The following is a 16,535-nucleotide window of genomic DNA, read 5'->3' on the forward strand; positions in this document are numbered from 1 at the left end:
GTCAGGACTTCAGAACGGGCGAGACCACTGGGGTCGGCTTGACCGCGAGCATGCGCTCGACGGCAAGCCGCGCGCGATCGGCGAGCGCCGGCTCGACGGTGACCTCGTGGGTCATCGTCTCCAGCGCGCGACGGATGTTGCGCAGCGACATCCGCTTCATGTGCGGGCACATGTTGCAGGGCTTGATGAACTCGATGTCCGGGTTCGCCACGGCAATGTTGTCGGCCATCGAGCACTCGGTCACCAGCACGACCTGCGACGGGCGCTTCTCGGTGACGAAGTTCATCATCATCGCGGTGGAGCCGGAAAAGTCGGACGCATCCACCACTTCCGGCGGGCATTCCGGATGGGCGATCACGGTCACGCCGGGGTAGCTGTCGCGCACGGCAGCGATGTCGTCGGGCGTGAAACGCTCGTGGACCTCGCAATGGCCGGCCCAGGTCAGCATCTCGACCTCGGGCACCTGCTGCTGGACGTTGCGGGCGAGGAATTCGTCTGGGATCATCAGAACCCGCGGCGCGCCGAGCGCCCGCACGACGTCCGCGGCGTTGCCTGACGTGCAGCAGACGTCCGACTCGGCCTTCACCGCGGCGGAGGTGTTGACGTAGGTCACTACCGGCACGCCCGGGTATTTCCGCTTGAGTGCGCGCACATCCTCGGCTGTGATCGAGTCGGCTAGCGAGCAACCAGCGCCCATATCCGGGATCAGGACGGTCTTTTCCGGATTCAGGATCTTGGCCGTCTCGGCCATGAAGTGGACGCCGGCGAGCACGATCACGTCTGCATCGACCGTCACGGCCTCACGGGCGAGCGCGAGGCTGTCGCCGACGATGTCGGACACCGTGTGGAAGATTTCCGGCGCCTGGTAGTTGTGGGCCAGGATCACGGCGTTGCGCTCGCGCTTCAGCCGGAGAATTGCCTCGATATCCGGGGCAAGCGCCGGCCATTCGATCGCCGGGATATGCCGGCTGACGCGAGCATAGAGATCCGGAAGCGGCAGACCGTCGAAGCGGGGGTCCCGCTGCAGGGCTGAGGTCGCTGCCATGGCAAGCTCCTTTATGCTCATAATGAGCATTGTGCCGCCTAAGTTAGGAGCGAGTCTCGGCCTTGTCCAGATATGCTGAGACTGAGCATATCGTTTTTGCGACGCAAAAATCCGATGCGGCGCAACACCGCCCGCCGAAGGCTCAAACTGTTTACGAAGCGTCCGTTTTCACCGCAGCGTAGACTGGTCCGACATACCGTCACGACGCGTTGAGAGCTGGGACCATCTCAGCGATCACTGGGGCGCCTATCGCGCAGGCAGACCGGGATCGAGGGCGGGCAACTCGTTTGCGGGAAGGCCGCCAGCACTGGCCTGTTGCGCGGGAGCAGCGTCGAGGCCGCGGGCACGGTTGGCCAGGGCCACAGTCAGCTTTTCCGCCGGCTCGGCGCCCATCACTGCAAGGACCTCAGCCATCTTGCGGGGGTTCATCGCCAGCACGATCGGCACCAGTACGTCGAGGCCGAGCCGGTCGAAGACGCGGGCGGCGTCCTTCGGCTTCATCGTCTCATACATGGTGACGATGCTCTTGAGCCCGGCACGCTCGGCTTCGGCCTTCTTCGCGCCGTTGAGATCGGCCTTGTCCTCGGCCTGCTGCAGCGTCGAGACGCCGGTTTCGAGCTTCTTCTCAGCCTCGCCGAGCATCTTTTCGCGAAGATCGAGTTCGTCGGCGCGCTGCTTGAGGGTGTCGCGGCGGTTCGCGAGCTTTTCGAGGATGGCGCGCTCGGTCGGCGAGACCAGCTCCTTCGCGGCCGGCTGATAGACCGGCGGCTCGGCCGGTGTGGCGGCCTCGGCGGCCTTTTCCTTCGGCGTGATCGAGCCCGTGGTCGTCGGGTCCAGCAGCTCGTAGCCGGCGCGGGAGAAGTCGGGTGGCGGGGCGCCCTCATTGAAGAGTGCGGTCAGTTTCAGGACGAGAAGTCCCACCGCCGCCATGGTGACGGCATCGATCAGGCGGAACGGCCGCGCGGGCAGCTGCGCCAGAACCGTAAGCCGGCGGCGCGGCTTGGCCTTCGCGGGCTTCGCCTTGGCTTGCGCCGTCTTGGTGCTCATGCGGCCTTGGCCCGTAGCCGGTCGAGGGCCCGTTCGGACATGGCATGGGCGGCCGCGAGTGCCACGTCGAGCCGTTCGCTGGTGGAGACCGACCGCACCGCCACGGTTGCAGGCGAAGCCACCGGTTCGGACTCACGGCGCACTGCATGGCGCCCGGCCTGCGAGACAATGGCGCCGATGCGCGAGATCACCCCTTCGCCGGCTTCGACATGATCCTCGAGTCGCGTTGCTGCGCGCTCGGCGGAGTCGAGGCGCTCGGAGAGGCCGCGGTCGCACTCGTCGAGTGCGGCGCGCAGGCCAGCGATGGCCCGCTCGGCCGCCGCGCTCGCCGTGACGAGGTCGCCGATGGTCTTCCGCATCGCGGGCTCGTCGGCTTTCATCGTGGCGATCCGCCGCGACAGCTTCACCGACGTGAGGATCGTCGCGACGAGCAGGACGGCGACGAGGGCGTCGGCGGCGAGGGTAATGAAGAGGGACATGGCCGTCTCAGCCGTCGGTTCGGTTGGAGGTGGCGGCCTCGAAGGCCTGCAGCGTCGTGCGAGAGCGGCGCAGCGGCCGCGCCACCTGGACGGCGATGTTGTCGTCGATCCGGCCGATGCGGCCCTGCGTCAGCGCCCAGTCACCGCAGCGAACGGTGATCAGATCGGAGGCCTTCTGCTCGAACATGATGGTGTCGCCGACCTTCAGCGCCATCACCTTGCGCAGCGGCATCGTCATCTCGTGGAGCACGGCGTCCATCCCGACATCGGCCTGCCAGATCTCGGTGGCGAGATGGCTTTCCCAGACGTGGTCGCGGCCGAGCTTCTCGCCCATGAAGCTCTGCATGAGCAGTTCACGGATCGGCTCGATGGTCGCGTAGGGAAACAGGATCTGCAGGCCGCCGCCTCGGCCGTCCATATCGAGCTTCAGGTTGATCAGGATGGCGGCGTTGGCCGGCCGCGTGATCGTGGCGAAGCGCGGGTTGGTCTCGATGCGGTCGATCGAAAAACGCACCGGCGAGAGCGGCTGGAACGAGGCTTCGAGGTCGGTCAGGATGATCTCGACGAGGCGCCGGACCAGGCTCATCTCGATGGTGGTGAAGGGCCGGCCGTCGAGGCGCGTCGCCGACCCGCCGCGCTTGCCGCCGAGCAGCAGGTCGAGGGTCGAGTAGGCGAGCGTCTGCTCGACGGTGACGAGGCCCGAATTCTCCCAGGTATCCGCCTTGAACACGCCGAGCAGCGTCGGCAGCGGGATCGCGTTCAGATAGTCGCCGAAGCGGACCGAGGTGATGCCGTCGAGGGAGACTTCGACGTTGTCCTGGAAGAAGTTGCGCAAGCTCGTCGACAGCAACCGGATCATCCGGTCGAAGACGATTTCGAGCATCGGCAGGCGTTCGTACTGGACGACGCCCGAATCCACGATGGCGCGCACGCCGCCGGCGCCCGAGGCCGACAGCTCGCGCAGCGAGAAGCCGAGAACCGCGTCGATCTCGTCCTGGACGAGGATGCGGTCGTTGCCGGCGAGCTCGGGGAGGTTTTCCGTCTCCCCGTCTTCGATCATCGTCGCCCATTCGGCGGCGACGTCACCGGTATTGTTGGTGGTGCCCTGTTCGGCGAGGGCCGCGCCCCATTCTTCGGCCAGCGAGGAATCGCCGCCGCCATTCTCGTTCTGCTCGATGAGCGCTGCCGCCCAGTCGTCTTCCTCGGGTTCGTCGGCCATCGTCGTCTCGATCGCTTCTCTGGCGCCTGGGCCGGTTACTGGACGACGACGTCCTTGAAGAGCACCGCCTCTGCCTTGGCCGGGTGGATCGCGACGTTGACGCGCCGCAGGAGCTCTTCACGGAGACGGTAGAGGCCGGCCGAGCCGGAGATGTCGCTGGCGCGCAGCTCGCGCATGTAGGTTTGGAACGTGTCCTCGACGCGCGGAAGGAGTGGCTTCACCTCCTGCTCGACCAGGCTGTTCTTCAGTTCGAGCGCCACCTTGAGCTTGAGATAGCCGCCCTTCGACTGGCCCGGCTCGGGCGTGAGGTTTACGACGAGGTCACGGACCTCGAGGAAGGCCACACCCATCTTCGGCGCGGCCGCGCCATGCCCGCCGCCGCCCTCGGCCGCGGGCGCGCCATGCGCGTCAGCCTGCTCACCGGAGGCCGCGGCCGGCTTCTTCATCATGAAATAGCCGCCACCGCCGCCGCCGAGCAGCAGGACGGCGGCCGCGACGATGATGATGAGCTTCTTCTTGGATTTCGGAGCCTCGGCGACGGCGCCTTCTTCGCCTTCAGGGGCCTTCTTGGGCTTCTTGGCCATTCCGAACGCTCCTGAGACGCACCGCGCGGCGAAACACGGATCGCGATGGCGCGACCTCGTGAGCCAAGCTTTTGCCGATCGTGGTTAACGCTCGATTAAGTACGGCAAATTCTGCCGAGTCGGACTTGCCGACGGCAGAGCGCGCAGGCCCCCATACCGATGCAGGCCTCGCGTTAACCATCTAAGCTTCAAGGGAAAAACGAGAAATCCTCACCTGGCACGGCTCGTGCGGAGATGGTTCCGTATCGCTCGTCGGTTTGGGGCTTGGACATCCATGCAGAACGCGCTCTTCGTCGGTGTCTCGTCCCAGGTGGCGCTCGCTCGTGAGCTCGACGTCATCGCCAACAACATGGCGAACGTCTCGACCACTGGCTTCAAGGCCCGTAGCGCCCGCTTCGAGGAATACCTGATGCCGACGGCCTCGGCCGACAGCTTCATGGGTTCAGACCGCCGTGTCTCCTACGTCGTCGATCAGGGAACGCCGCTCGACCTGAGCCAGGGCCCGATCGAGCCGGACGGGAACCCGATGCACGTCGCCGTGCGCGGCGACGCCTTCCTCGTCGTGAAAACTCCGGCCGGCGACCGCTTCACCCGCAACGGCGCCTTCGAGATCGATGCCAAGGGGACCATCGTGAACTCGGACGGCTACACCGTGCAGGGCGATGGCGGCCCGATCACCGTCAGCCAGCAGGAGACCGGCCTCGCCATCGCGCCGGACGGCACGGTTTCGACCAATCTCGGCATCCGCGGCCGGATCAAGCTCGTCACCTTCAAGAACCCGCACGCCCTCAAGAACGAGGGCGCGAACGTCTACTCGTCGACAGAGCAGCCCCGTCCCGCTGGCATCGACGGCCGCGTCGAACCCGGCGCGCTGGAGAAGTCGAACGTCAAGCCTGTGCTCGAGATGACCCGGCTGATGGACGTGAACCGCACCTACACGACGGTGTCGAGCATCATCTCCCGCCTCGACGATCTGCGCGGCACGGCGATCCGCCGTCTCGCCGACGTCGCCTGACCCCTAGCGCGAAGGAACACCTACGATGCGCGCTCTCTACTCCGCCGCCACGGGCATGGCGGCCCAGGAACTCAACGTTCAGGTCATCTCCAACAACATCGCGAACTTGCGCACCACTGGCTACAAGCGTCAGCAGGTGCACTTCCAGGATTTGCTCTACCAGAACCTGCGCCGCGCCGGCTCCTCGACCTCGGACCAGAACACGATCCTGCCGGCGGGCCTCGCCCTCGGCTCGGGCGTAAAGACGACCTCGACGGCCCGCGCCATGGGCCAGGGCACCCTGACCTCGACGGAGAAGGACTACGACGTCGCCATCCGCGGCGAGGGCCTGTTCCGCATCCGCATGCCGGACGGGACCTACGGCTACACCCGCGACGGCTCGTTCGACCTCGACGCGCAGGGCAACCTCGTCAGCCGCGACGGCTACCTGCTCGACCCATCGATCACCGTGCCGAACACCGCGACCTCGGTGACGATCTCGGCCATCGGCACCGTCCAGGCGACGCTGCCGGGCCAGACCGCCCCGCAGACGCTCGGCCAGTTCCAACTCGCGCGCTTCATCAACAAGGTCGGCCTAGAATCGATCGGCGACAACTTGTTCAAGGAGACCGCTGCCTCCGGCCCGGCCATCACTGGCCTGCCTGGCTCCGAGGGCTTCGGCAACCTGCAGCAGAGCTACCTCGAAGAGGCGAACGTCAACGCCGTCACCGAGATCTCGTCCCTGATCGCCGCGCAGCGTGCCTACGAGATGAATTCCAAGGTCGTCACGGCGGCCGACCAGATGCTCTCCACCACGTCCCAGATGTTCCGCGGCTAAGGCTCGTGATCCCGATGCAGCCCCTGAAACAGCTCCGCCAGCCGCCCCTCCGCCGCGCGCCCGTTCCGACGCCCGGAATGATCGTTCGCGCCGTGCTCGCGGTCTCGGCCCTCGTCGCGGCCTCGCTCGCCCTGCCGTCGCTGGCGCGCGCCGACACGCTGCGCCTGCGCGGCGACATCACCGCCAAGGGCGACGTGCTGACGCTCGGGGACCTCATCGAGAACGCGCCCGCTTCCCTCGGTGCCCGGCCGTTGTTTCGCGCTCCAGCGCTCGGCACCTCCGGCACCATCCAGACCCGTCGCATCGCCGAGGCGGTGGACAAGCTCGCTCTCGGCTCGATCGACACCGGCGGCCGCAGCCAGATCCAAGTTCAGCGGGCCGCCCGCCGCGTCGGCCCGCCGGAGATCGAAGCTGCGCTGAAGCGCGCGCTCGCCACGAGCCAGGGCCTCGACGCGACCAACATCGCCATCCGCATCGACGGCGAGGCCACGCTGCTCGCGCCGGTGAGCCTCGACGGCCAGGCCAACGCCGTCGACGTAACCTACGAGGCGCGCTCGCACCGCGTCGCCGGCCTGATCGTGCTCGGCGACCGCCAAGCCTCTTTACGCGTCACCGGGCAGATGATCGAGATCCGCGAGGTCGCCGTCTTGACCCGCGCGCTCAATCGCGGCGAAGCCCTCACCGAAGCCGACATGGTGCTGGAGCGCCGCCCGCGCGAAGGCCTCGGCGCCGACACAGTCGGCAACGGCGCCAGTCTCGTGGGCCAGATCGCCCAGCGCAGCTTGAGCGCCGGCTCGGTCCTGCGGACCGGCGACGCCGCACCACCCGAGCTCGTGCAGCGCGGCGACGCCGTCGCCATCGTCTTCGAGATGCCCGGCGTCTCTCTCTCGCTCACCGGCATCGCCAACGAGGCAGGCCGCCTCGGTGCGTCCGTCTCGGTGACGAACCCGTCCTCCAAGAAGATCCTTCAGGCCACCGTGATCGGCCCTGGCCGCGTCTCGGTCGGACCCGCCCGCAGCCAGCCGATCGTGCAGGCGAGCGCCTCCGCTCCCGCCCGCATCAACTGAACCCGTCCCTGTCTCGTCAGAGCGGCCCTTGTCCATGACTCTCCGCGCTCCCCATCTCCTCGCGCTGGCGATCAGCTGCGCCGGCCTCGGCGCCTGCAACACGGTCGACCGTCTCTCGCAGATCGGCGCTCAACCGAAGCTGTCGGCGATCGACGACCCGACCTCGCAGCCAGGCTACAAGCCGGTGCGCTTGCCGATGCCGGATGTGCAGCCGGTCTCCTACGCGCCGAATTCCCTGTGGCGGACTGGCTCGCGCGCGTTCTTCAAGGATCAGCGCGCCGCCCGAATCGGCGATATCCTGACGGTGAAGGTGAACATCACCGACCAGGCCAACCTCAACAACGAGACCAAGCGCTCCCGTAGCAACGCGGAGGGAGTGGGCCTGCCCAACGCGTTTGGGCTCGAGAAGTCGGCCGCCGTCGCCGCCGCCGGCATCAGCGCGGACAAGCTTCTCACGGCGACCTCGAACTCATCGAGCGACGGCGCGGGCTCGGTTCAGCGGGCCGAGACCGTGACCACCAACATCGCCGGCGTGGTCACGCAGGTGCTGCCGAACGGCAACCTCGTCATTGAGGGCAAGCAGGAGGTCCGCATCAACTTCGAGGTGCGCGAGCTCATCGTCGCCGGTGTAGTGCGTCCGGAGGACATCGAGTCCGACAACACCATCGATTCCACGAAGATCGCCCAGGCGCGCATCGCTTATGGCGGCCGCGGCCAGATCACCGACGTCCAGCAGCCCCGCTACGGCCAGCAGATCGTCGACGTGTTGCTGCCATTCTAAGGGCCGGCACGCTGGCTCCAAATCGATCGAACTCAACGGTGCGCATCCCCGCACCCGCGTGCGGGGAGGAGCCGAGGTCCGCCTGGGTTTCGAACGAGACCGGCTCAGCCGTCGCGCCGACCGCAGCGCACATAGGAGGACGAGCCCTTGGCGCTCGTCCAGATCAGACGGTCTCCGTCCACGAGCAGGCGCACCTGGGAGGTCCAGTTTCGGCCGCGGTCGCTGCAATCGGCAGCGACGGTCCAGGCGACGCCGTCGCGCCGGCCGTTGCGGAAGCGGCAGAGCGTGCGACCGGCCCTGGCGCCGTCCTCGGTGATCGTCGCCGGGAGGTAGCCGCGACGGCGGGAACGCGAGCCGCACGCCTGGGCATTCGGTCCCCATACCCCGACATAGCCGACGCGCTCGATCGGCAGGCCTGGGGGATGGGGAACGGTATTCGGCGCGATCGCCACGGGGATGGGCGCGGGAGAAGTCGCAGATGACGGCGATGGCGTCGCGGGAGGCAACGGCTCGACCGTCGCACTCGCAACCTTGAGGACGTCAGCCGGCGCGGCAGCGGGCTCGACCACGGATGCGGCAACCTGGGCCGGTTCCTGCGGGCGCACCGGCGCGGGCGCCTGCGCCTCGCGGATCCGACCGGCCTCGGGCCGTTCGGAGACGCTCGTACGGTCTGGCACCGGCACGGCGTTATGGCCGTCCTCGATCAGGAACATCACGCTGAAGGTCAGCAGCGCACCCCAGCCCGCAGCCAGGAGCAGCGGCACGGCGAGCCGCAATGGCCGCGGCTCGCCGAGGTCGAGCACGGGCGTAACGGGCAATTCGAGATAGGGGACGACCGGCTCGTCCCTGATCCCGTACGCCACGCTCATGCTCGGCCCCTCTGACATGATCAGCGCCCGAAAATGCCCTTCAGGAACTGCGCCATGCCGTTGCGCTTCTTCTTGCGCTCCAGCTCGCTCGCGTCCTTGATCCAAGCCACCTGCACGACCCGGCGCTCGCCCTCGAAGGGCTCGTGGCCGTGCCAGGAATTGTCGGCGCGCAGGAACGCGAACATCGTGCCCATGGTCGGCGGCACCTCGACCGCGAAGGGCTCGTAGTTCTTGCCGTCGTAGAGAACCCGAAGGCGGCCCGCAGCCGGAGCGTCCCACTCATCGTTCATGTAGACGAGCAGCGTCATGACCTTCGACGGGCCGTCCGTGTGGATGGCGCCGTACTTGAGCTGGCTCTTCTTCATGATCGTGGTGAGGCGCGGGCACGACACCAGGTCGATGCCGAACTTCTCGCCGAGGATGCGGGAGAACTCGTCGCTCTCCAGCTCGTCGATCAGCGCCTTGAAGCGGCCCTTGAGCGCGACTTCGTCGACGGTGAGATAGCCCGGCTTGGCGATGGCCGGGAAATCCTGACGGATCTCGTCGATGGCGTCACGGCGCAGAACGCCGTTGCCGAGGAAATAGGTATAGGGCGAGCGCGAGACGGGGGCTTCGCGCACTGCATCCAGGTTGAGGATCGATAAAGCCGACATGATGAGATCTCGCCCGTTGAGAGCGGCGCGATTCGTTGTTTCTACGGCCGCTTCATCGTTTGTTAAAGGCCTTTCAGGCCACAGCGATTCGTTAACTGCCCGATTGCGGCTTCTGCACGGCGGTCAGTGCGCCAGCGCCCCTTTTCCGGCCGGCATGAACCTGCCATGGTCAAGCTTGGGCCGGAATCGTCACCGCGGCCCTGTGGCATCATGACCTTCGCTCGCGTCCTCCTGACGAGCACCTTGGCCCTGGCCCAGGTGGCTCCCGTCGCCGCCCAACAGCGTCTGGCGACCAACCGCATGTCCTGCACGGACGCCAAGGCGTTGGTGAAACAGGATGGCGACATCGTGCTTGCGACCGGGCCGGCCCTCTCGGAGCGGATCGTGGCCGACCGTGGCTATTGCGAGATTTCGGAGATCGCCGAGCTCCGCTTCGTGCCGACCCGCGACAACCCGCAATGTCCCATCGGATACCGCTGCAAGGCGCCCGAATTCGAGGACTGGAACGGGAATTAGGGGCCGGGCGCCGGCCGAGATGCGCCCGAGAAGCGGCCTTCCACAGCTTGCCTATCCGAACGTGACCAAAATTTCAGGAGACGCGGCGGCCCGGCAACACTATGTCGCCACGTCACTGCGTGAGGGATTTTGCCCGTAAGGGCACGGCCCGTTGCCGGGTTGCCCGGTCCGCGTGTGTATGAAGCGTCCGAAGGGAGACCAGCGTGGCCGCACTCAAGAGCGGGCTCGGCATACAAGCCGTCCTGACCGCCATCGTCGCGCTGCTGCTGATCGCGGCACCAGGCCTGCCATCTCCGCCGCTCTATGTGTCGCTCGCGGGCTTCGCCATGGCCGGCATCCTGCTCGCCGCCGGAAACGTCTCCGCCTACCTGAAGATCTTCATCTCCGTCTATGGGATCGGCTACCTGTTCCTGGCGCTTGCGAAGCAGGCCGCCATGATCGGATTGCTGCCGCCGGTCCTGGCGGCGCTGCTGCCTCCGGAATTCGCCTCGACCGGCGCTGTCGTCTTCGCCGCGATCGTGCTGGCGATCTCCTACCTGCAGCCGATCCGAGACATCACGCTGATCGCCGACCCCTATTTTGCCACCCGCGACGAGCCGACCCGCGAGATTGGTCCGTTCCGCTTCCTCGGCCGCACCGAGGGCGCCCTCGGCCAGCGCCTCGTTGCGCTCTCGATCTTCATCACCTTCGCCCAGGTCGCCCTGCAGCTGCGCCTGAACTTCTGGTACCGCGACCTCTTCAACGCCCTCCAGGAGTACAAGGCCGACGTCTTCTGGTACCAGCTGATCTGGATCTTCGGTCCGCTCGCGACGGTCTGGGTGATCATCGGCATGCTCGACGTCTTCGTCGATGCCAGCCTGCACATTCGCTGGCGGACCTGGCTCACGAGGAGCCTCTACGAGCGCTGGCTCGACGGCGGCACGCATTACCGCATCCCGTTCACCGACGAGCATGCCGACAACCCCGACCAGCGTATCCAGAGCGACGTCAACCTGTTCATTCAACAGACGACGACGCTCTCGATCCGCCTGCTTTCGCAGGCCGCGACGCTGGTCTCCTTCATGGTCATCCTGTGGAGCCTGTCGCGGGACTTCGTGCTTCCTTTCACCGACACGGTGATCCCTGGATTCCTGGTCTGGCTGGTGATCGGCTACGCCGTGGTCGGCACTTGGCTCACGCATCTCGTCGGCCGACCGCTGATCGGCCTCGACTTCCGGCAGGAGCAGGTCGAAGCGGATTTCCGCTTCTCGCTCGCCCGGTCGCGCATTTACAGCGAGCAGATCGCGCTGCTGCGCGGCGAACGCGCCGAGACAGTGCGGCTTCGCGGACTCTTCAACTCGATCATCTCGAATTACCTCGGCATCATCTATCGCCGGATCAAGCTCGGCAGCCTGACGCTGTCCTATAGCCAGCTCAGCGTGGTCTTCCCCTACATCCTGGCGGCGCCGTCCTACTTCGCGAAGAAGATCACGCTGGGCCAGTTCCAGCAGACGGCGGATGCCTTCTCGAGCGTGCAGGGAGCGCTGTCGTTCTTCATCAGCTCCTACACGACGCTCGCGTCGTACAAGGCCAATACCAACCGTCTCTCCTCCTTCAAGCGCGCCATGACCAAGGCCGAGGCCTTGAGCGGAGCGGGCTACGGCCTCGTCCAGGGCAACGACAGCAAGGGCGACGTCACGGCAAAGGATCTCGTCCTCGGGCTGCCCGACGGGCGAGAGATCGTGCAAACTGCCGGCTTTGCCTTGCCGAAGGGCGTAGCGACGCTGGTCACCGGCCCATCGGGCTCGGGCAAGTCGACGCTGTTCCGGGCGATCGCCGGGATCTGGCCGTTCGGCAAGGGCCGGGTCGACGTGCCAGCAGGCCAGTCGGCGCTGGTGTTGCCGCAGCGGCCCTACATTCCGCTCGGCACCCTGCGCGGCGCCGTCAGCTACCCGAACACCACAGATCAGTTCGCGGACGAGGCGATCCGCGAGGCGCTCGCCGCCGCTCAGCTCTCGCAACTCGCCGACAAGCTCGACGAGATCGATGCCTGGGATCAGCGCCTCTCGGGCGGCGAGCAACAGCGGCTAGCTATCGCCCGCGCGATCCTGGCCAAGCCCGATTGGCTCTTTCTCGACGAATCCACTGCAGCCCTCGACGAGCCGAGCGAGGCCAGGATCTATCGGACACTGCGTGAGAAGCTGCCGGGCACCACGATCGTCTCGATCGGCCACCGTTCGACCCTCCACGAACTGCATGACGGCCGTATCGACATGCAACCCGCGAACGATGGCCGCTTCGAGCCAAAACGGCTCCCGGCGCCTGCCGCAGCGGAGTAGGAGCGGCGTGGCCGGAGCAGAACCGCAAGATCGGGATCGAAAACCCCTCATTGCAGCTGCCGGGTCCTGGCAACTCATGAAATCTTTTGGAGCACGGCCTGAGCGATGGGCCGCTCCTCATCGGCGCCAATGACGAACACTGGGACCGGTGCCCCGTCATTACTGATACACGTTGCGTTTGTAGCGTTCCGGGTCTCGTCGAGCGCAATTCCGGCCCAGCCGAGGGCTCGGCAGATCGCGGAGCGGACATGCGCCGAATGCTCCCCGATGCCTGCGGTGAAGACCAGAGCATCGAGCCCGCCCAGCGCTGCGATCAGTGACCCGACTTCCCGCACCACGCGATAAGCGAAGAGGTCCAATGCCTCCTTCGCCCGCGGATCGTCGCTCGCGAGCAGTACCCGCGCATCGTTGCTGATGCCTGAGACGCCGAGCAGGCCCGAGCGCCGGTTCAAGATCTCGGAGACCTCCGCCGGCGCCATACCGCGCTGCTCGATCAAATGAAGCACCAGCCCGGCATCGATAGCGCCACAGCGCATTCCCATGACGAGGCCGTCGAGCGCCGTGAAACCCATGGTGGTGGCGATGCTCCGACCTTCCTGCATGGCGCAGAGACTCGCACCATGGCCGAGATGGCAGACGATGACGCGGCCTTGGGCCGCTTCGCCGGCGATACCGGGCAGCACGTCGGCGATGTGCTGGTAGGATAGGCCATGAAAGCCATAGCGGATGAGGCCTTGGTCGGTCAGTTCGTGCGGAATCGCGAAGATCTGGGCGAGCCGCGGCATCGTCCGGTGGAAGGCTGTGTCGAAACAGGCAATCTGAGGCAGGCCAGGCCATGCCTTCGCCACGGCCTTGATGGCGGCGAGGTTGTGCGGCTGGTGAGCCGGAGCCAGCGGGATCAGTTCTTCAAGGGCGGTCATCACCGCATCGTCGATGATGACGGGCGCGCAAAAATCCGGACCGCCATGGACGACGCGGTGACCGGCTGCCTGAAGGGCGAAGCGATCGGAGTTGCGGATGCCATCGAGCAGCCAGCGCGTCGCCACGTCGTGATCGGCTGTCTCAGGCAGTTCTGATCCGGCGAACAGGCCGGCTTCGGGGCCCTTGGCGCCACCGAAGGCCGCCCGGCTGCCAATTCCCTCGATGCCACCTCGACAAAGCGGTTCGAGTGTCTCTGCTCGGAAGAGCGCGAATTTCACGCTCGACGAGCCCGCATTGATCACCAGAACGGCATCGTCCATGGGCGTCTCTCCTCTCTGAGTGCGCCCGTGGCGGACGCTTATCGTAGGGTGACTGCAAGCGCTTCAGCGGCTTCACGCAGAGCCGAGATGCGCTCCGCCGCATTGGCCCGCGAGACGCGCACCACCGGCGCCTGCAGCGCGAGGGCGGCGAGGCAGTCGCGGCCGTTCTGGTCGAAGATCGGCACGGCCACGCAGAAGAGGCCGGACAGGAACTCCTCGTCGTCGAAGGCGTAGCCGTCGCGCTTGATCCGGCCGAGCTCGGCCTTCAGCGCCTCGGTATCGGCGAGGGTGTTGGCGGTGTAGCGCTCCAGCGTCAGCGTGCCGATCAGCCGGTCGCGCTTGGCCGGTGGCATCATCGCCAGAAACAGCTTGCCGCTCGCCGAGGCGTGGGCCGGCACGCGCGAGCCCTTCTGGAAGGCGACGCGCAAGGGGGCCGCGGCCTCGACGCGGTCGAGATACATCACCTCGCTGCCCTCCAGCACCGTAAGGTTGCAGGATTCGCCGAGGCTGCGGACGACGCGCTCAAGGATCTGGTGGCGCTGCGTCGAGCCGGGATTGTTCGAAAGAATCGCGAAGGCGAGCGCGGTCGCGCGCGATGCCAGCTCGTAGCGCCGCCCATCCGGCATCCGCCGCAGAAGTTCAGCGCCCTCCAGCATGCTCAGCCAGCGGTGCAGCGTGGGCTTGGGCAGGCCTGCCGCCTCCGTCAGCTCAGCGAGCGTCGGCGCGTGATCCATCGCAGCGATGGTCTCGAGCAGGCTGAACGCTTTGAGCGCAGGAGAGGATTCGGTGGCTTCGTCCATGGTCTCTGGTTTCATATTCCGATTTCCTGAATGAAAAAAGCAAAAAAACGAGATTTCTGTTGCAGAATGCCGCGGTGGGGCGTTAAGTTCGGCCTGGGTGATGGTGCCGCACGCCCTGCGCGCCTCGCCTCGGAGCGGCCCGAACGCCATGACGGAGAGCCGCCGTCCGAGCTTCAAGAATGATCGACAACGACTTGGCCGAGCCAGGTTTGGGAGAGCGCGCCATGAAGATGACGACGGAAGAAGCCTTCATCAAAGTCCTGCAGATGCACGGGATCGAGCATGCCTTCGGCATCATCGGCTCGGCCATGATGCCGGTCTCGGATCTGTTTCCGAAGGCTGGGATCACCTTCTGGGACTGCGCGCACGAGAGCAACGCCGCGCTGATCGCCGACGGCTATTCCCGCGTCACCGGCAAGATGGCGATGGCGGTGGCCCAGAACGGCCCCGGCGTCACCGGCTTCGTCACCGCGATCAAGACCGCCTACTGGAACCACACCCCGATGCTGCTGGTGACGCCTCAGGCGGCCAACAAGACCATCGGTCAGGGCGGCTTCCAGGAAGTCGAGCAGATGGCCCTGTTCGAGGACATGGTCTGCTACCAGGAAGAGGTCCGCGATCCGACCCGCGTCGCCGAGGTGCTGAACCGGGTGATCGAGAAGGCCTGGCGCGGCTGCGCACCGGCGCAGATCAACATCCCGCGCGATTACTGGACGCATCAGATCGATATCGAGCTGCCGCAGATCGTCCGGCTGGAGCGCCCGACCGGCGGCAAGCACGCCATCGCCGACGCGGCCGAACTGCTCTCGAACGCCAAGTTCCCGGTGATCCTGAACGGTGCGGGCGTCGTCATCGGCAACGCGATCCAGGAATCCGTCGCCCTGGCCGAGCGGCTCGATGCCCCGGTCTGCTGCGGCTACCAGCACAACGATTCGTTCCCCGGCTCGCACCCGCTCGCCGTCGGCCCGCTCGGCTATAACGGCTCGAAGGCGGCGATGGAGCTGATCGCCAAGGCCGACGTCGTGCTGGCGCTCGGCACCCGCCTCAACCCGTTCTCGACCCTGCCGGGCTACGGCATCGATTACTGGCCGAAGAACGCCAAGATCATCCAGGTCGACATCAACCCGGACCGCATCGGCCTCACCAAGAAGATCTCGGTCGGCATCTGCGGCGACGCCAAGCACGTCGCGAAGGAACTGCTCGAACAGCTCTCGGCGAGCGCCGGCAATGCCGGCCGCGAGGATCGCCAATCCCTCGTTCACCGCACCAAGTCGGCCTGGGCGCAGGCCCTATCCTCGATCGACCACGAGGAGGACGACGAGGGCACGAGCTGGAACGCCGAGGCCCGCGAGCGCGAGAGCGAAAAGATGTCGCCGCGCATGGCTTGGCGCGCGATCCAGGCCGGCATGCCGCGCGATGCGATCGTCTCGACCGACATCGGCAACAACTGCGCCATCGGCAACGCCTACCCAACCTTCGAGCAGGGCCGGAAGTACCTCGCGCCGGGCATGTTCGGCCCCTGCGGTTACGGCTTCCCCTCGATCATCGGCGCCAAGATCGGCTGCCCGGACGTACCGGTTTTCGGCTTCTCGGGCGACGGTGCTTTCGGCATCTCGATGAACGAGATGACCTCGATTGGTCGCGACGAATGGCCGGCGGTCACCATGGTGATCTTCCGGAACTTCCAGTGGGGTGCCGAGAAGCGCAACACCACGCTCTGGTACGACAACAACTTCGTCGGCACCGAGCTCGACCCGAAGCTCAGCTACGCCAAGATCGCCGATGGCTGCGGCTTCAAGGGCGTCCGCGTCGACACGCAGCGCGCGCTGACCGAGGCGATCCAGCAGGCCGGCGAGGCCCAGGCGCAGGGCGTCACCACCTTCATCGAGGTGATGCTGAACCAGGAGCTCGGCGAGCCCTTCCGCCGCGACGCGATGAAGAAGCCGGTGGTCGTCGCCGGGATCGACAAGGCCGACATGCAGCCGCAGCGGCCGGCCTGATCGAAGTGTCGGAAAACAGAAAGGAGCGGCGGAGAGATCCGCCGCTCCTTTTTCGTGGCTGAGGAAACGGGCACCCCTCTCCCC

General features: G+C 66.5%; 16 protein-coding genes. 7 read left to right on the forward strand and 9 right to left on the reverse strand.

Annotated features, from left to right (window positions below; translation table 11 throughout):
* Position 1: 1 nt before the first annotated feature.
* The 5 genes from nadA to fliL form a co-directional block, all read right to left on the reverse strand.
* On the reverse strand, positions 2 to 1,045 hold the full coding sequence (gene nadA / locus HCU64_RS11205; protein WP_233383961.1) for a quinolinate synthase NadA: 1,044 nt from the start codon (positions 1,043 to 1,045) through the stop codon (positions 2 to 4).
* Positions 1,046 to 1,291: 246 nt separating this feature from the next.
* Complete coding sequence (locus HCU64_RS11210) at positions 1,292 to 2,092, reverse strand: MotE family protein (protein ID WP_233383962.1); 801 nt, start codon at positions 2,090 to 2,092, stop codon at positions 1,292 to 1,294.
* Entirely contained in the window at positions 2,089 to 2,571 is a 483-nt protein-coding gene (locus tag HCU64_RS11215) for a DUF6468 domain-containing protein (protein WP_233383963.1), read from the reverse strand. Before HCU64_RS11215 ends, HCU64_RS11210 begins: the two co-directional genes overlap by 4 nt.
* Positions 2,572 to 2,578: 7 nt before the next feature.
* On the reverse strand, positions 2,579 to 3,790 hold the full coding sequence (gene fliM, locus HCU64_RS11220) for a flagellar motor switch protein FliM (protein WP_233383964.1): 1,212 nt from the start codon (positions 3,788 to 3,790) through the stop codon (positions 2,579 to 2,581).
* A gap of 35 nt (positions 3,791 to 3,825) precedes the next feature.
* Positions 3,826 to 4,374, reverse strand: a complete 549-nt coding sequence (fliL, locus tag HCU64_RS11225; protein ID WP_233383965.1) for a flagellar basal body-associated protein FliL — start codon at positions 4,372 to 4,374, stop codon at positions 3,826 to 3,828.
* A gap of 274 nt (positions 4,375 to 4,648) precedes the next feature.
* Between fliL and flgF the strand changes: the two genes are divergently transcribed.
* The 4 genes from flgF to flgH are packed head-to-tail and all read left to right on the forward strand — an operon-like array spanning position 4,649 to position 8,054.
* Positions 4,649 to 5,389, forward strand: coding sequence for a flagellar basal-body rod protein FlgF (flgF, locus tag HCU64_RS11230; RefSeq protein WP_233383966.1), 741 nt, complete (start codon positions 4,649 to 4,651; stop codon positions 5,387 to 5,389).
* A 25-nt stretch (positions 5,390 to 5,414) separates the two neighbouring features.
* The gene (gene flgG, locus HCU64_RS11235; protein WP_233383967.1) at positions 5,415 to 6,206 is read left to right on the forward strand and encodes a flagellar basal-body rod protein FlgG; all 792 of its coding nucleotides are present in this window, start codon (positions 5,415 to 5,417) and stop codon (positions 6,204 to 6,206) included.
* 14 nt (positions 6,207 to 6,220) lie between these two features.
* Positions 6,221 to 7,273, forward strand: a complete 1,053-nt coding sequence (flgA, locus tag HCU64_RS11240; RefSeq protein ID WP_233383968.1) for a flagellar basal body P-ring formation chaperone FlgA — start codon at positions 6,221 to 6,223, stop codon at positions 7,271 to 7,273.
* Positions 7,274 to 7,307: 34 nt separating this feature from the next.
* Complete coding sequence (flgH, locus tag HCU64_RS11245; RefSeq protein ID WP_233384276.1) at positions 7,308 to 8,054, forward strand: flagellar basal body L-ring protein FlgH; 747 nt, start codon at positions 7,308 to 7,310, stop codon at positions 8,052 to 8,054.
* 104 nt (positions 8,055 to 8,158) lie between these two features.
* On the opposite strand, the gene HCU64_RS11250 is transcribed toward flgH, so the two are convergent.
* Together HCU64_RS11250 and HCU64_RS11255 are read right to left on the reverse strand one after the other, a co-directional pair.
* Positions 8,159 to 8,923, reverse strand: coding sequence for a hypothetical protein (locus HCU64_RS11250; RefSeq protein WP_233383969.1), 765 nt, complete (start codon positions 8,921 to 8,923; stop codon positions 8,159 to 8,161).
* 20 nt (positions 8,924 to 8,943) lie between these two features.
* Positions 8,944 to 9,576, reverse strand: coding sequence for a 2OG-Fe(II) oxygenase (locus HCU64_RS11255; protein ID WP_233383970.1), 633 nt, complete (start codon positions 9,574 to 9,576; stop codon positions 8,944 to 8,946).
* Between the two features lie 210 nt (positions 9,577 to 9,786).
* On the opposite strand from HCU64_RS11255, the gene HCU64_RS11260 reads away from it, so the two are divergent.
* Both HCU64_RS11260 and HCU64_RS11265 read left to right on the forward strand, forming a co-directional pair.
* Positions 9,787 to 10,092: a hypothetical protein gene (locus HCU64_RS11260; RefSeq protein WP_233383971.1), complete on the forward strand. Its 306-nt coding sequence runs from the start codon at positions 9,787 to 9,789 to the stop codon at positions 10,090 to 10,092.
* A gap of 203 nt (positions 10,093 to 10,295) precedes the next feature.
* Positions 10,296 to 12,410 carry an ABC transporter ATP-binding protein/permease gene (locus HCU64_RS11265; protein WP_233383972.1) on the forward strand — a complete coding sequence of 705 codons (2,115 nt, stop codon included), beginning with the start codon at positions 10,296 to 10,298 and terminating at the stop codon, positions 12,408 to 12,410.
* Between the two features lie 74 nt (positions 12,411 to 12,484).
* Here HCU64_RS11265 and HCU64_RS11270 read toward each other — a convergent pair whose 3' ends face one another.
* Both HCU64_RS11270 and HCU64_RS11275 read right to left on the reverse strand, forming a co-directional pair.
* Positions 12,485 to 13,651, reverse strand: a complete 1,167-nt coding sequence (locus HCU64_RS11270; protein WP_233383973.1) for an acetate/propionate family kinase — start codon at positions 13,649 to 13,651, stop codon at positions 12,485 to 12,487.
* A gap of 38 nt (positions 13,652 to 13,689) precedes the next feature.
* Complete coding sequence (locus tag HCU64_RS11275) at positions 13,690 to 14,466, reverse strand: IclR family transcriptional regulator (protein ID WP_233383974.1); 777 nt, start codon at positions 14,464 to 14,466, stop codon at positions 13,690 to 13,692.
* Positions 14,467 to 14,675: 209 nt separating this feature from the next.
* Here HCU64_RS11275 and xsc point away from each other — a divergent pair, with 209 nt between their 5' ends.
* Positions 14,676 to 16,451, forward strand: a complete 1,776-nt coding sequence (xsc, locus tag HCU64_RS11280; RefSeq protein WP_233384277.1) for a sulfoacetaldehyde acetyltransferase — start codon at positions 14,676 to 14,678, stop codon at positions 16,449 to 16,451.
* Positions 16,452 to 16,535: the final 84 nt, after the last annotated feature.

The organism is Methylobacterium sp. C25, assembly GCF_021352225.1.
Taxonomy (GTDB): domain Bacteria; phylum Pseudomonadota; class Alphaproteobacteria; order Rhizobiales; family Beijerinckiaceae; genus Methylobacterium.